The 14741-nt window shown below is 70.4% G+C and carries 13 protein-coding genes; 5 read left to right on the top strand and 8 right to left on the bottom strand.

The window, feature by feature from the left end:
• Positions 1-216: 216 nt before the first annotated feature.
• The 7 genes from NVS83_RS01885 to NVS83_RS01915 form a co-directional block, all read right to left on the bottom strand.
• On the bottom strand, positions 217-954 hold the full coding sequence (locus tag NVS83_RS01885; protein WP_258737804.1) for a (5-formylfuran-3-yl)methyl phosphate synthase: 738 nt from the start codon (positions 952-954) through the stop codon (positions 217-219).
• Positions 951-1517 (bottom strand): DUF447 domain-containing protein, encoded by a 567-nt coding sequence (locus tag NVS83_RS01890; RefSeq protein ID WP_258731077.1) that lies wholly within the window; start codon positions 1515-1517, stop codon positions 951-953. Before NVS83_RS01890 ends, NVS83_RS01885 begins: the two co-directional genes overlap by 4 nt.
• A gap of 5 nt (positions 1518-1522) precedes the next feature.
• Positions 1523-3037 (bottom strand): DUF6513 domain-containing protein, encoded by a 1515-nt coding sequence (locus NVS83_RS01895; RefSeq protein ID WP_258737805.1) that lies wholly within the window; start codon positions 3035-3037, stop codon positions 1523-1525.
• Positions 3030-3596, bottom strand: a complete 567-nt coding sequence (locus NVS83_RS01900; protein WP_258737806.1) for a flavoprotein — start codon at positions 3594-3596, stop codon at positions 3030-3032. The genes NVS83_RS01895 and NVS83_RS01900 overlap by 8 nt, the downstream gene beginning before the upstream one ends.
• Positions 3593-4210, bottom strand: coding sequence for an amino acid kinase family protein (locus NVS83_RS01905; RefSeq protein WP_258737807.1), 618 nt, complete (start codon positions 4208-4210; stop codon positions 3593-3595). Before NVS83_RS01905 ends, NVS83_RS01900 begins: the two co-directional genes overlap by 4 nt.
• 232 nt (positions 4211-4442) lie before the next feature.
• Positions 4443-5252, bottom strand: a complete 810-nt coding sequence (locus tag NVS83_RS01910; protein WP_258737808.1) for a TrmH family RNA methyltransferase — start codon at positions 5250-5252, stop codon at positions 4443-4445.
• A complete protein-coding gene (locus tag NVS83_RS01915; protein ID WP_258737809.1) occupies positions 5249-7060 on the bottom strand; it encodes an ABC-F family ATP-binding cassette domain-containing protein in 1812 nt (603 codons plus the stop codon). Before NVS83_RS01915 ends, NVS83_RS01910 begins: the two co-directional genes overlap by 4 nt.
• Before the next feature lie 223 nt (positions 7061-7283).
• Between NVS83_RS01915 and NVS83_RS01920 the strand changes: the two genes are divergently transcribed.
• The 4 genes from NVS83_RS01920 to NVS83_RS01935 all read left to right on the top strand — a co-directional run bounded on the left by NVS83_RS01920 (position 7284) and on the right by NVS83_RS01935 (position 11447).
• A complete protein-coding gene (locus NVS83_RS01920; RefSeq protein WP_258737810.1) occupies positions 7284-8717 on the top strand; it encodes an FAD-binding oxidoreductase in 1434 nt (477 codons plus the stop codon).
• Between the two features lie 217 nt (positions 8718-8934).
• Positions 8935-10062 (top strand): tonB-system energizer ExbB, encoded by a 1128-nt coding sequence (gene exbB / locus NVS83_RS01925; RefSeq protein ID WP_258737811.1) that lies wholly within the window; start codon positions 8935-8937, stop codon positions 10060-10062.
• 6 nt (positions 10063-10068) lie between these two features.
• Complete coding sequence (exbD, locus tag NVS83_RS01930) at positions 10069-10581, top strand: TonB system transport protein ExbD (RefSeq protein WP_258737812.1); 513 nt, start codon at positions 10069-10071, stop codon at positions 10579-10581.
• The gene (locus tag NVS83_RS01935) at positions 10578-11447 is read left to right on the top strand and encodes an energy transducer TonB family protein (RefSeq protein ID WP_258737813.1); all 870 of its coding nucleotides are present in this window, start codon (positions 10578-10580) and stop codon (positions 11445-11447) included. The genes exbD and NVS83_RS01935 overlap by 4 nt, the downstream gene beginning before the upstream one ends.
• Here NVS83_RS01935 and NVS83_RS01940 read toward each other — a convergent pair.
• Positions 11434-12420 carry a hydrogen peroxide-inducible genes activator gene (locus tag NVS83_RS01940; RefSeq protein ID WP_258737814.1) on the bottom strand — a complete coding sequence of 329 codons (987 nt, stop codon included), beginning with the start codon at positions 12418-12420 and terminating at the stop codon, positions 11434-11436. The two genes, NVS83_RS01935 and NVS83_RS01940, sit on opposite strands and share 14 nt — an antisense overlap.
• Before the next feature lie 99 nt (positions 12421-12519).
• On the opposite strand from NVS83_RS01940, the gene katG reads away from it, so the two are divergent.
• Complete coding sequence (katG, locus tag NVS83_RS01945; protein WP_258737815.1) at positions 12520-14697, top strand: catalase/peroxidase HPI; 2178 nt, start codon at positions 12520-12522, stop codon at positions 14695-14697.
• Positions 14698-14741 lie beyond the last annotated feature (44 nt).

A 14741-nucleotide genomic window follows, 5' to 3' on the forward strand; every position in this document is an offset into this window, starting at 1 on the left:
GGGAGCGGAGAGCCGAAATCCCAGCGGGTCGACCTGCTGGTCAGGCCCGAATTCGGCTCACGGCGCCGGCCGCCGATGGCCGGACAATCGACTTGGACTGTCGCTGGGCATGGGTAAGGGGTTCCGATTGCGCCGCCGTGACGAGCGGCGGGGCGGAGATGGACCCGGCGCACGGGGAAGTCAAGCGGCGCGGAAGGCGGCCCTCCGCACCCGGTCTCAGCCCCTCGCGGTGCCGCTATGCGCCTTCAGCCGCGCGCGCAGATCGGCGAGCCGCGCCGGGTCGAGCCGGCCGGTGCGCCCGCCTTCGCACAGCGCGCCGCGGAAGCCGAGATAGTCCGGCCCGACCGCCGTCAGCACGCCGATATCCTCGGCGATGAGCGAGCCGGCGAGGCCGGTCATCAGCCCGTGCCGGCGCGCCTCGGCGATGAACTGGCCGAGGGTGAGCGCGTCGAGATGGTCGGTCAGCCGGCCCGATGCCTTGTCGGCGGTGTCGATCATCACCCCGGTGAAGCCGGCCCGGCTCAGCGCCGCGAGGGTGCCGAAATCGGGCTCCTGGTCGGCGAACAGCACCCCGATCACCCAGCACCGCCCGGCCAGCGGGGCCAGCGCCTCGATGCATTCATTGGTGTGCTTGGAGGCGAACAGGCCGACCTTGACGATCGGCACGCCGGTGCCGGCCACCCGCTCGGCGGCGGCGCGCAGCAGCGCCGGCACCATGGGCTGGTCGCCGGCGGTGGCGCTCAGCATCGGGCGGCGGGCGCCCGGCGCCTGCTGCTCGTCCCACGCGTTCCACAGCATTACCGCCGCGGTCAGCGCCTCGCTGCTCCACGCGCCGAGCGCGCCGAAGGCGGGCTGCTTCAGGTCGACGATGTCGGCGCCGCCCGCGCGCGCCAGCTCCATCTCGCGGAGGTCGGCGACGCTCGCCAGCAGGCCGGGGGAGGAGGCGCCGGTCATGAGGCACGCTTGCGGCGGAAGTCGTCGACCGCCTCGACCATCCAGCTCCAGGCTTCCAGCTCGTCCGGGCCGGCGGTCTTCTCGACCGCGATGGCGAGATAGGCCATCTCCTGGTCGATCTTCTCGTCGGTCAGGATGTTCATCCGGCTGACCAGCACCGCCGCCTCCAGCACCGCCGCCTTGGCGCGGTTCATCCCCTCGAAGCGGGTATGGCCCTCCGAATGGTAGGTCTTGCAGAAGAATTTCGGCCGCTGCGGGTCGTCCTCCATGGTCTCGACCGTGATCTCGTCATGGGAGAGCGCGTCGGCGAGGCGCGGGCAGTCGATATAGGTCGCCTTCTTCACGTCCACCGACATGCGACGCCCGACCACGCAGCCGGCGAAGATGCGCACGTCGTCGGTGAAGTTGACGACGCCGATGCGCGTGGTGGCGAGGTTGGTCAGCGTGCGCGAGGGACGGAAGGGCTGCAGCAGGTAGCCGCCCTCGATCACCGTCGCGCCCATAGGGGCAATGTGCGGTTCGCCGTCGAGCGAGCGGGTGGTGACGATGGTTTCGCGGATCATGGCCGTCAGGTCTCTTCCTCGCCCGGTCGCGGGACGTTCTCCCCCGCCGGTCCTTGCGGTTTGCGGGCCGTCGCTCCGGCCGCTTTCGCGGATGTCGCCGCGAGCGTCGTGCCGGCCTGCTTGAATGTCAAACGGTGCGCCTCCTCGGGACTGCCGGCGATCTCGCCGGCGACGCCCCAGGCAAGGCCCTCGTCCTGCGCATAGCGCTTGCCGAGCTTGTAGGCGATCTCCGCCCGCGCCGTCTCGACGCCGAGATAGAAGGCGTGGGCGCCGTCGTCCTCGACCTTGAGATGCGGGAACAGCGCGAACGGGTCGTCCGCGACGTGGTGCCCGTCGCGATTGTAGATGTGGACCCCGTCCTCGGCGACGTCGATGCGGAAATTGCGGTCGCGCACCTCGCCCGCCAGCCGGGCGATCTCCTGCGGGCTGGCGGCATAGGGCCGGCGGTCGCGCAGCGCCATCAGTCCGCCGCCGAAGCCCTGCGGCAGCGCGCCGGCCTCGCGGGCGGCGAAGAACTCGCGCCGCGCGCGGTCGAACTCGCGTACCGCCGTGCGGCAGTGCGGGCTCACCTGCACCGCCAGCACGGCGGTGATGTGGAGCTCCGAGATCATGCCCATCAGCAGCGCATTGATGCCGGTGGTGTCCGCGTCGGTGAGCTCGGTGACGTTGCCGATGCCCATGAGGATCGGGATGTCGGGACAGCGTCGTTTCAGCTCGGCATAACGCACGATCGAGGCGGTGAAGCCGTAATGGATCGGGTCGAGGATCGGGTCGGCATAGAAGGCCTGTCCCCGCGCCCGGCACGCCTCGACCGCGCGGACGAGCGAGTCGAGGTCGCCCTGGGTTGCCGGGACCAGCACCGGCACCGCCGGGCCTTCCGAGGCGATGTGAAGATTGGTCTCGTTGAGGCTGAGCAAATAGTCCGCCCCGGCGCGGGTGGCGCGCGACAGCTCGGACAGGTCGAACGAATCGACGCTGACCTTCAGCCCTTCCGAATGCAGCGCGGCGATCGCCTCTTCCAGATGCGGGAAGCGTGTGTCGGGCATGCAGCCGAGGTCGATCACGTCCGCGCCCTCGCCCTTGAGGATGCGCGCGCGAGCGAGGATGGCATCGGTGTCCAGCGCCGTCGCGTCGACGATCTCGGCGAAGATGGTGACGTCGTGCCGCGACAGGTCGACGCCGCGGTGCTTCTGGCCGAAATAGTCGGGAATGTCCGCCATCTCGTCCGGCCCGCGGGCGAAGGGCACGCCGAAGAAGCGCTCCAGCCGGTCGAGGTCGCCGCGGAACCGGCCTGGCATCAGCACCCGGTCGGTGCCATCGGGCAGCTTGAGCCGGCGTTCGACGATCTCGGCCGTCATCAGCGCCGCGACCTTGACCCCGACATTGACCACCACCGGCTCCAGCTCGACGTCGCCGATCTCGGCCGCGATCCGGTTGAGCCGCGGCTCGGCCAGCGAGCCGGTGACGAGGGCGACCTTCTCGGGGCGGCGCAGCGGGGAGGGCGGGTCCGCGTCAGCCATCGACGGCCGCGCCCTTCTCCGCCACCAGCCGGGCGCGGGCGGCGATGGCGTCCTCCAGCTCGCGAATGGATTCGACCACCGTCGTGTCGTCGAACTCCTTGAGCTTGGCGGTGTTCTCGAGGTCGATCCGGCGCGGATAGACCGGATAGAGCCCCTTCGGCGCCATGGTGATCATTTCCGGCGCGGTGTCGCAGGCGAAGACGATGGCGTGCACGCGGCACTTGCCGGCCTGGGCGAAGCAGTTCGTCACCAGCGTGTCGGAGATGCCGAACACGCATTTCGCCACCGTGTTGGAGGAGGCGGGCGAGACCACCAGCGTGTGGTAGAGCACCTCGTAGAAACGCCCCACCGGCGCCGAGCTGGCGGTCGTCTCCTTGAAGATGCGCGTGTCCGGCGGCAGGTCCTGCTTGTACATGCGCAGCACCTCGTCGGCGGCCTTCGACACGAACAGGTCGACCGCGCCGAGCTGCTTGATGAGGGCGATCGACTCGGTGAAGAAATGCCCCGATCCGGTCAGCGCCCAGGCCCAGCGCGGATAGGTGCCCTTGTTCCCGCTCATGCCGCGAGGCTCCCGTCGGTGAAATGGCCGAGCGCGGCCTCGAGGCTCATCACCTCGACCGGCCCGGCGATGGACCCGGCATAATCGGGAAACAGCGGGTCGACCAGCCCGCCGGCGGCCCAGTCGCGCGGCCCCGAGCCGGGCACGGCGGGGGCGGACTTCACCAGCGTCAGCCGGCCGGCCCCGATCGACCCGGCGAGCCAGGCGGCGAGGCTGTCCGAGGTCAGCGCCCAGCTCTCGGGCAGCTCGCGCGCGGCGAGCGCCATCCGCGCCGGCAGCCAGATGGCGGGGCGGGCCTCCTCGCCGGCGCGGGCGATGGCTTCGGCGCTGTCGACCGGGACAAGGCCGGGGGCGAGGTCGGCGAAGGCGAGGGCAGTCTGCTCCATGGCGAGGATCGCCATGCGGTGGCAGGCGGCGTCGGACAGGCCGAGCCGGGGCTGGGCCTCGCGCACCGCGTCGGCGAAGGGCCCGCCGCCGGTCACCAGCAGCACCGATCCGCGAGCCCGCGCGAATGCCCGCAGCAGCCGGGGCAGCGCTGGCGCGCCGATCAGGCTGCCGCCGAGCTTGACCACATGCGGGCGCGGGGCCCGGGCGGCGAGGGGATCTGCTGGCATCGATGCGTCCTCAACGGGTGCCCGCCGGGGCCGGCACCGAGGCCGCAACCTAGCGCAGCCATCCGCCCGATCAATCGGGCCGATTGCCGCCGAAAAAAAGACCCGAAGCGGGGCTTCGGGTCTGGAAAAGGTAGACGGTCATTCAGACGGTGCTTCCGTCCGGCATTCCACCTAGGAGCATGAGCGCAGTTTCGGGGATTGTCGAGGGCTGAATCGCCCGATCACGCTGGCGTTATGGCGTCGGCTTCATCAAAGCGTGTAGCGCGATACCGCTGGTGGTGGCGACGTTGAGGGAATCGAAATCGCCCTTCATCGCGATGCGCAACGTGCTCGTGCGGGCCATGATGTCGGGCGCAAGCCCCGGCCCTTCCGCGCCCAGCAGCAGCGCCGCGCGGCGCGGGCGGGCGAGGGTGGACAGCTCGCTCGCGCCGGCCGGGCTGAGCGCCAGGAGCTCGAAGCCCTGCGCCGCCAGCAGGTCGATGAGCTCGTGCGCCATGCCCTCGCGGGCGAAGGGCACGATCAGGCTGCCGCCGACAGAAACCCGGATCGCCTTGCGGTAGAGCGGATCGCAGGAGGCGAAGTCGAACAGCGCCGCGTCGGCACCGAAGGCGGCGGCGTTTCGCATGATGCCGCCGACATTGTCGTGGTTGGTGATGCCGAGCGGGACCACCACCAGTGCCTCCTCCGGCAGGCGCGCCAGAAGCTCCGCCGCGCCCGGCTCCTCGCCGCGCAGCCCGACGCCGAGCAGGCCGCGATGGATGTGGAAGCCGGTGATTCCGTCGAGGATCGCCTGGCTGGCGGTGTAGATCGGCACGCCTTCGGGCGCCTGCGCCAGCAGCGGCGCCAGCGCCTGCGCGCGGCTTTCCGCGATCAGCAGCGATTCCAGCGCGAAGCGGTTGCGCGGGGAGAGCGCCACGTCGAGCACGGTGCGCCCTTCGAGGATGAAGCGCCCGCCGCGCCCGACGAGGTCGCGTTCCTTGATGACGCGATAGGCGTCGATGCGAGGGTCGTCCGGCGAGGCGAGGGGGATGAGGCGGTTCACCCGCCCAGTTCCTCGCGCAGCATCTCCAGCTCCAGCCACTGCTCCTCGGCCTTCGACAGCTCGCCCTGCGCCTTCTCCAGCGCGGCGGAGGTCTTGGCGAAGCTGGCCGGATCCTTGGTGTAGAGGTCCGGCGCCTGCATCTTATCGGCGAGCTTGGCGATGTCCGCCTCCAGCTTCGCGATCTGCTTCGGAAGCTGCTCCAGCGCGTGCTTCTCCTTGAAGGAGAGCTTGCGCTTGCCGGCCGCCTTTCCGGCCGCCGGCGGGGCGCTCCCCTTCGCCGGAGCGGTCTGCCGGGCGCCGTTCTCCCGCGCTTCGACGCCGCGCCCGCGCTGGGCCACCATGTCGGAATAGCCGCCGGCATAGACGTTCCAGTTGCCATCGCCCTCATAGGCGATGGTGGCGGTCACGGTGCGGTCGAGGAAGTCGCGGTCGTGGCTGACCAGCAGGACCGTGCCGGCATAGTCGTCGATCATCTCTTCCAGCAGGTCGAGGGTCTCGAGGTCGAGGTCGTTGGTCGGCTCGTCGAGCACCATCAGGTTCGAGGCCTGCGCCAGCGCGCAGGCCAGCAGCAGCCGCCCGCGCTCGCCGCCCGACAGCGAGGAGACCGGCGTGCCGGCCTGCTCGGGCGCGAACAGGAAGTCCTTCATGTAGCCGATGACATGGCGCGGATTGCCGCCGATGAACACCTGGTCGCCGCGCCCCTCGGTCAGCGTGTCGCGCACCGAGCGGTTCGGGTCGAGGCTGGCGCGGCGCTGGTCGAGCGTCGCCATCTCGATATTGGTGCCGAGCTTCAACGTGCCGGAATCGGGTGCGAGCTGGCCGGTCAGCATGCGGATCAGCGTCGTCTTGCCCGCCCCGTTCGGCCCCACCACGCCGATCCGGTCGCCGCGCTGGATGCGGATCGAGAGGTCGCGCACGATCGGCCGGCCGTCATAGGCCTTGGCGATGTTCTCGGCCTCGATCACCGTCTTGCCGGAGACCTCCGCCTCGGTGGTGGCGAGGGTGACGGTGCCGAGCACGCGCCGGTGCTCGCGCAGCTCCTTGCGCAGGTCGGCGAGCTGGCCGACGCGGCGCATGTTGCGCTTGCGCCGCGCGGTCACGCCGTAGCGCATCCAGTGCTCTTCAGCGACGATCTTGCGGGCAAGCTTCTGCTGGTCGCGCTCCTCTTCCTCCAGCACCTGGTCGCGCCACTCCTCGAAGAACCTGAAGCCGCGCTCCATGCGCCGCGTCGTGCCGCGGTCGAGCCAGACCGTGGCGCGGGTGAGGTCCTCGAGGAAGCGCCGGTCGTGGCTGATCAGCACCAGCGCCGAGCGGGAAGAGGCGATCTCCCCCTCCAGCCATTCGATCGCCGGCAGGTCCAGATGGTTGGTCGGCTCGTCCAGCAGCAGGATGTCGGGCTCGGGCGCCAGCACGCGGGCGAGCGCGGCGCGGCGGGCCTCGCCGCCCGACAGGCTCGCCGGGTCTTCCTCGCCGGTGAGGCCGAGCTGCTCCAGCAGGTAGCGGGCACGGTAGTCCTGATCGCCCGGCCCCATGCCGGCCTCGACATAGGCGAGCACGTCGGGAAAGCCGGAGAGGTCCGGCTCCTGCGGCAGGTAGCGCACCGTGGCGCCAGGCTGCACGAAGCGCGTGCCGCCGTCGGCCTCGACGAGGCCGGCCGCGATCTTGAGCAGGGTCGACTTGCCCGAGCCGTTGCGGCCTACGAGGCCGACGCGCTCGCCGGGAGAGACGGACAGCTCCGCACCTTCGAGCAGCGGCGTGCCGCCGAAGGTGAGCCGCGTGTCCTGAAGCAGAAGAAGAGGGGGCGCCATGGCGCTCCGATAGGGGCAAAGCGGACGGCGGGCAAGAGGGAGAGCAGCAGGGCGGCGAGACGAGGGGCGAAACAGGGGACAGAACGGCCGGGCCTCGCGCCGGGTTGCGGCCGCGCCTTCCCGGACGGTCCTGACTCGCGGGCGAAGCGGACTTATGGTGCCTCACGCCGCATGCCGGCCCCGCCCCGATGCCCGCTCCAGCCGCCTGTCGCACGAGAGTTCCATGTCCGTCACCTCGCCCGTCCGCGCCGACCTCTCCCCCCTGCTCGCCGCCATCACGCCGCGCCTCGGCGCGGCGCATGTGCTGACCGACGCCGCCGACATGGCGCCCTATCTGCGCGAGGAGCGTGGGCTCTATCAGGGGCGCACGGCCGCGGTGATCCGGCCGGGCGCCACCGAGGAGGTCGCCTTCGTGGTCGCCGCCTGCGCCGAGGCCGGGGTGCCGATCGTCCCGCAGGGCGGCAATACCGGCCTCGTCGGCGGGCAGACCCCGTTCGGCGAGCTGCTGCTGTCGCTGACCCGCCTCGACCGCATCCGCAATGTCGATCCGGTGGACATGACGATGACGGTGGAGGCCGGCGTCATCCTCGACACCGTGCACCACGCGGCGGAGGATGCGGGCTGCCTGTTTCCGCTCCACATCGCCTCGCAGGGCTCGTGCCGCATCGGCGGCAACCTCTCTACCAATGCCGGCGGCACGGCGGTGCTGCGCTACGGCAATGCACGCGAGCTGGTGCTCGGGCTCGAGGTGGTGCTGGCCGACGGGCGGGTGTGGAACGGGCTCAAGCGGCTGCGCAAGAACAATGCCGGCTACGACCTGAAGCAGCTCTTTCTCGGCACCGAGGGCACGCTCGGCATCATCACCGCTGCGGTGCTGAAGCTGTTCCCGCAGCCCGCGCAGCGCTCCACCGCCTTCCTCGCCGTGCCCGGTCCCGGGGCGGCGCTGGCGCTGCTGAAGCGGCTTCGGGGCGAAGCGGGCGATGCGCTCACCACCTTCGAGCTGATGGCCGCCTTCGGCGTCGAGACGGTGCTGAAGCACATGCCCGGCACGGTGCGCCCACTCGCCGAGCGCTATGACTGGTACGTGCTCGCCGAGTTCTCCGCGCCGACGCGGGCCTTCGATCTCGCGGCGCTGATGGAGGAGGGGCTGGGCGAGGCGATGGAGGCCGGCGAGGTGCTGGACGCGGTGATCGCCGCCAGCGAGGCGCAGGCCGACGCGCTGTGGCGACTGCGCGAGGACATGTCGGAGGCGCAGAAGCACGAGGGCGGCTCGATCAAGCATGACGTCTCGGTGCCGGTCTCCCGCGTGCCGGAATTCCTCGAGCGCGCGCTCGCCGCGGTGACGGCGGCGCTGCCGGGGCTGCGGCCATGCCCGTTCGGCCATGTCGGCGACGGCAACATCCACTTCAACCTCAGCCAGCCAGAGGGCATGGAGAAGGCTGCCTTCATCGACATGTGGGAGACCTTCAACCGCATCGTGCACGACATCGTGACCGAGATGGACGGCTCCATCGCGGCCGAGCACGGCATCGGCCGGCTGAAGGCGCACGAACTCGTCCACTACGGCGATCCGGTCGCCCTCGACCTGATGCACAGGCTCAAGCAGGCGCTGGATCCGGCGGGGCTGCTCAACCCGGGTAAGGTGATCGAGGAATGACGGGTAATATTCGTTAGTCTGGAACGATGATAAACTGGAATTCTTCTTCGTATTCCTTATTTTGAAGAATTCTACATTGAGCTGATCGAGCTTTTTCATATTGTCGGCAGCGTACTTGCGGGTTTATGGAAGCCGGTAACTGACGAGACCGGCGGCCCGATACGTGCATGCGCACCCTGCGTTGCGGGACGGGCGGCCAGAACTTCGGGTCACCGCCATGCCGACACTTTGCCGAGCCTTCCCGCATCCGATGCGCCGCCGCGCGCTGGCCACGGCCCTGATCTGCGGCCTGCTGGCGCCGGCCGTGGCGGGGCCGGTGCTCGCTCAGCAGACGGCGCCCGCCCAGACGCCGGCGCCTGCCCAAAATTCGGCGCCTGCTGGCGCGCAGGCCCCGGCGCAGCCGGCCGAAACGCCGGCCACGTCGACCACGGCACCCACCCCCGCCGCATCTTCATCCGGCGCCACGACCGCCCCTCGGGCCGATGACGGGCTGGTGCCGCCGATGCCTTCCGCCGACGGCGCGGCGGGCGTCGCCGGTCCGGCCGGGAGCGAGGACGCGGGCGCGGCCGAGGTACCGCCCGGCACCGAAGACGGCGCGCTGCCGCTCCCCGACGAGGACACCTCCGTCTCCGCCCAGCTTCCGCACGACCTGTCGCCCTGGGGCATGTTCATGGCGGCGGACTGGATCGTGAAGGCGGTGATGATCGGCCTCGCCTTCGCCTCGGTCGTGACCTGGACCGTCTGGCTGGTGAAGTCGCTGGAGCTTGCCTTCGCCCAGCGCCGGCTGCGGCGTGCGCTGCGCGGCTTCCTCGCTTCGGCCTCGCTCGACGAGGCGCGTCGCGTCTCCCCGGCCGGGCCCGCCGGCGCGATGCTGCGCGCAACCGATCTCGAGATCATGCGCTCGGGCGACCTGCCCGCCGACGGCATCAAGGAGCGCGTGTCGATCTCGCTCCACCGCATCGAGGTCGGCGCCGGGCGCGCCATCACCCGCGGCACCGGCCTGCTCGCCACCATCGGCGCCACCGCGCCCTTCGTCGGCCTGTTCGGCACGGTGTGGGGCATCATGAACGCCTTCATCGGCATCTCGAAGGCGCAGACAACCAATCTCGCCGTAGTCGCACCCGGCATCGCCGAGGCGCTGCTCGCGACCGCCATCGGCCTGGTCGCGGCGATACCGGCGGTGGTGATCTACAATCACTTCACCCGCCACGTCTCCGGCTACCGGGTGCTGATGGGCGACGCCGGCGCCGAGGTGCTGCGCCTGCTCTCGCGCGACCTCGACCGGCGCGACGTCGCCGCCCGCGCCGCGCACGCCCCGGCGCGGCTGCGCGCGGCCGCGGAGTGAGGCGCCATGGCGGCCAAGCTCCAGAGCAGCGACAGCGACGATCTGGTCGAGAACCACGAGATCAACGTCACGCCGTTCATCGACGTGATGCTGGTGCTGCTCATCATCTTCATGGTGGCGGCGCCGCTCTCGACCGTCGACGTCAAGGTCGACCTGCCGGCCTCCAACGCCGTCCCGCAGCAGCGCCCCGACAAGCCGCTCTACCTCACCGTGAAGGGCGACCTCAGCCTCGCGCTCGGCAATGACGACGTGGCGCGTCCCGCGCTCGGGGTCGAGCTCGCGCGCGCCACCGACGGCAACAAGGACACCCGCATCTTCCTGCGCGCGGACAAGGCGGTCGCCTATGGCGACCTGATGCAGGTGATGAACCTGCTGCGCGCGGCCGGCTACCTCAAGATCGCGCTGGTGGGGCTCGAGACCGTCGGCGGCCCCGCCGCGCCGTCCGATGCCGGCGGCGCTCCCGCCGGCTCCCCGTCCCCCGCTGCGCCCGCTCCGTCCGCGGGGGCGCCGGCGCAATGAGCCTGCTGCTGCTCAAGGGCGGCCCGCGCCATCGCCTGCGCGAGGCGGCCGGCTGGCTGGCGTGCGGCTGCGTCGTCCTCGCCGTGCATGGCGGCGCGCTCGGCTATCTGCTGTCGAAGCCTCCGATCGCCGCCGCCGACGCGCCGGCAGCGATCATGATCGAGCTCGCCGAGATGCCGGTCTCGCCCGAGGCGGAGCCGACCGAGACCGCGCCGGGCCCGCCCATGGTGGAGGCGCCCAAGGAGGTGGAGGAGGAGGTCAAGCCCGACCCGCTCGCCGAGGTCGAGGACACGCCGCCGCCCGAGCCGGAGCCCGAGATCGAGCAGGAGCCGGTGCCGGAGGTCGACGAATCGCCGGCGCCCGATATCGAGGTGCCGCTGCCGCCACCTCCGCCGCTGGCGCAGGAGCTGACCCCGCCGGAGAAGCCGGTCGAGAAGCCCAAGGAGCGGCCGAAGGAGAAGCCCAAGCCGCGCAAGAAGAACAAGAAGCCGCCCGCGCCCCGCACAGCCGCCGCGCCCGCGCTCGACGCCGCGCGCTCGGACCGGGTCGCCGCACCGACGCAGGGCGCCAGCTCGTCGAACAGTCGGGCGGTGGCGAACTGGCGCTCGCGGCTGATGGCCCATCTCAACCGCCACAAGCGCTTCCCCGCCGGCGAGAACGGGCGCGGCAAGTCGCGGGTGGCCTTCACCATCGACCGCTCCGGGCGGGTGGTGGCGGTGCGCCTCGTCGGCAGCTCGGGCAATCCGCGCTTCGATCAGGAGGCGGTGGCGATGATCCGCCGCTCTTCGCCCGTGCCCGCGCCGCCGGACGATGTGGGCGGGCGGACCATCTCCTTTACGGTGCCGGTGGACTTCACCCGGCGCTGAGGCGGCGGGCGGGTGCAATCTCGCCGGCCGGCGCGTCGTCGGGCTTCCAGTCGAGTCCGGCGCCGGAGACGATGTCGCCCAGTGCGTCCAGCCCCACCTCGCGCACGATCTCGGCGATGTGCTGGAACGAGGCCGACAGCGGATTGGTCTTGCGCCAGACCATGCCGATGGTGCGCGTGGGCCGCGGCTGCGGCAGGCGGGCGACCGAGACGGCGGAGGAGCGGGTCTCGATCGGCAGCGCCATCTGCGGGATCAGCGTGACGCCGATCCCGGCGCCGACCATCTGCACCAGCGTCGTGAGCGAGCTTCCCTCCATCAGGTCGCGCGGCAGGCTCGACGACATGCGGCAGAAGGAGAGCGCCTGCTCGCGGAAGCAATGCCCTTCCTCGAGCAGCAGCAGGCGCATCTCGCGCAGGATCTCGGGGTTCGGCACCGGCCTTCCCGCGTCCTCGCGGGGCCGCACCAGGATGAACTCCTCGTCGAACAGCGGGTATTCGGCCAGTGCCGGCTCGGAGACCGGCAGCGCCACCAGCGCCGCGTCGAGCCGCCCCTCCAGCAGGTCCTCGACCAGCCGCTGCGTCACCGCCTCGCGCGGGCGCAGGTCGAGCTCGGGATGGCGGTCGGTGAGGCGCTTCATGACGGTCGGCAGCAGGTAGGGCGCGACGGTCGGGATAACCCCGATCCGCAGCCTTCCCGCCAGCGGGCTGTGCGAGGCGCGCGCGAGGTCGTCGAGCTCGTCCACCGCCCGCAGGATCTCGCGCGCCCGCGCGGCGAAGGATTCGCCCAGCCCCGTGAGGCGGATCTGGCGCGGCCCGCGCTCCACCAGCGGCGCGCCGAGGATCTCCTCCAGCTCCTTGATCTGCAGCGACAGGGCCGGCTGCGAGATCGCGCAGGCCACGGCCGCGCGGCCGAAATGGCCATGCTGGGCCAGCGCCTCGAAATAGCGCAGATGCTTCATGGAGATATCACCCATAAGCTGAGCATATCGCCATGATTAGAAAATGCAAATTTTCATTATTATAGACTTGCGCTAGAAGCGCTCCAGCCAGCGAAGCCAGGATGGGAGAGCGCAATGGATGACATGACGAAGAGTGCGGCCGGCAAATGCCCGGTAATGCACGGAGCGAACACGGCCTCCGGCATGTCCAATATGGATTGGTGGCCGAACGCGCTGAACCTCGACATCCTTCATCAGCAGGACAGCAAGACCAACCCGATGGGGAAGGACTTCAACTACCGCGACGAGGTCAAGACCCTCGATTTCGCGGCGCTGAAGAAGGACATGCACGCCCTCATGACCGAGAGCCAGACGTGGTGGCCGGCGGACTGGGGGCACTATGGCGGCCTGATGATCCGCCTTTCCTGGCACGCCGCCGGCTCCTACCGCACCGCCGACGGGCGTGGTGGCGGCGGCACCGGCAACCAGCGCTTCGCACCGCTGAATTCCTGGCCCGACAATGTGAGCCTCGACAAGGCCCGCCGCCTGCTGTGGCCGATCAAGAAGAAGTACGGCAACAAGGTGAGCTGGGCCGACCTGATCGTGCTGGCCGGCACCATCGCCTATGAATCAATGGGCCTGAAGACCTTCGGCTTCGGCTTCGGCCGCGCCGACATCTGGCACCCCGAGAAGGACACCTACTGGGGCGCCGAGAAAGAATGGCTGGCGCCGAGCGACGAGCGCTACGGCAATGTCGACGACCCCTCGACCATGGAGAACCCGCTCGCCGCGGTGCAGATGGGCCTAATCTACGTGAACCCCGAGGGGGTGAACGGCAAGCCCGACCCGATGAAGACCGCTGCCCAGGTGCGCGAGACCTTCTCGCGCATGGCGATGAACGACGAGGAGACCGCGGCCCTCACCTGCGGCGGCCACACCGTCGGCAAGACCCACGGCAATGGCGACGCGACCCTGCTCGGGGCGGACCCGGAAGCCGGCGCCGTCGAGGCGCAGGGCCTCGGCTGGGCCAACCCGAACCAGAACGGCCTCGCCAGCCGCGCCGTCACCTCGGGCCTGGAAGGCGCGTGGACCACGCACCCGACCAAGTTCGACATGGGCTTCTTCGACATGCTGTTCGGCCATGAGTGGGAGCTGCGCAAGAGCCCCGCGGGCGCCTGGCAGTGGGAGCCGGTCGACATCAAGGAAGAGGACCGTCCGGTCGACGCGAGCGACCCCTCGATCCGCCACAACCCGATGATGACCGACGCCGACATGGCGATGAAGGTGGACCCGATCTACAACGCGATCTGCCAGAAGTTCATGGCCGATCCGGCGTATTTCCAGGACACCTTTGCCCGCGCCTGGTTCAAGCTGACCCATCGCGACATGGGCCCGAAGGTCCGCTACATCGGCCCGGACGTGCCCGCCGAGGACCTGATCTGGCAGGACCCGGTGCCGGCCGGCACGACCGGCTACGACGTCGCGGCGGTGAAGGCCAAGATCGCCGCCAGCGGGCTTTCCATCGGCGAGATGGTCGCGACCGCCTGGGACAGCGCGCGCACCTTTCGCGGCTCGGACATGCGCGGCGGGGCCAATGGCGCGCGCCTGCGCCTCGCGCCGCAGAAGGACTGGGAGGGCAACGAGCCCGCCCGCCTCGCCAAGGTGCTGGGCGTGCTGGAGAAGATCGCGGCGGAGAGCGGCGCCAGCGTCGCCGACGTGATCGTGCTGGCGGGCAATGTCGGTGTCGAGCAGGCGGCCAGGGCCGCGGGCTTCGAGGTCGCCGTGCCTTTCGCTCCGGGCCGGGGCGACGCGAGCGACGAGCAGACGGACGTCGAATCCTTCGCCGTGCTCGAGCCGGTGCATGACGGCTACCGGAACTGGCTGAAGAAGGACTACATCGTCAGCGCCGAGGAGCTGATGCTCGACCGCACCCAGCTCATGGGCCTCACCGCCAACGAGATGACGGTGCTGGTCGGCGGCCTGCGCGTGCTCGGCGCCAACCATGGCGGCACCCGGCACGGCGTCTTCACCGACCGTGAGGGCGCGCTGACGACGGACTTCTTCGTCAACCTGACCGACATGGCCAACACGTGGAACCCGGTCGGCAACGGCCTCTACGAGATCCGCGACCGCGCCAGCGGCACGACGAAGTGGACCGCGACGCGGATGGACCTCGTCTTCGGCTCCAACTCGATCCTGCGCGCCTATGCGGAGGTCTATGCCCAGGACGACAACAAGGAGAAGTTCGTGAAGGACTTCGTCGCCGCCTGGACCAAGATGATGAACGCGGACCGCTTCGACCTCGCGGCGTGAGCGCGCGCCGGCCTTTCCGCCCTCGGGAAGGCCGGCCATCGTGA

Origin of the sequence: Ancylobacter mangrovi, from assembly GCF_024752335.1 — a bacterium.
Taxonomy (GTDB): Bacteria; Pseudomonadota; Alphaproteobacteria; order Rhizobiales; family Xanthobacteraceae; genus Ancylobacter; species Ancylobacter mangrovi.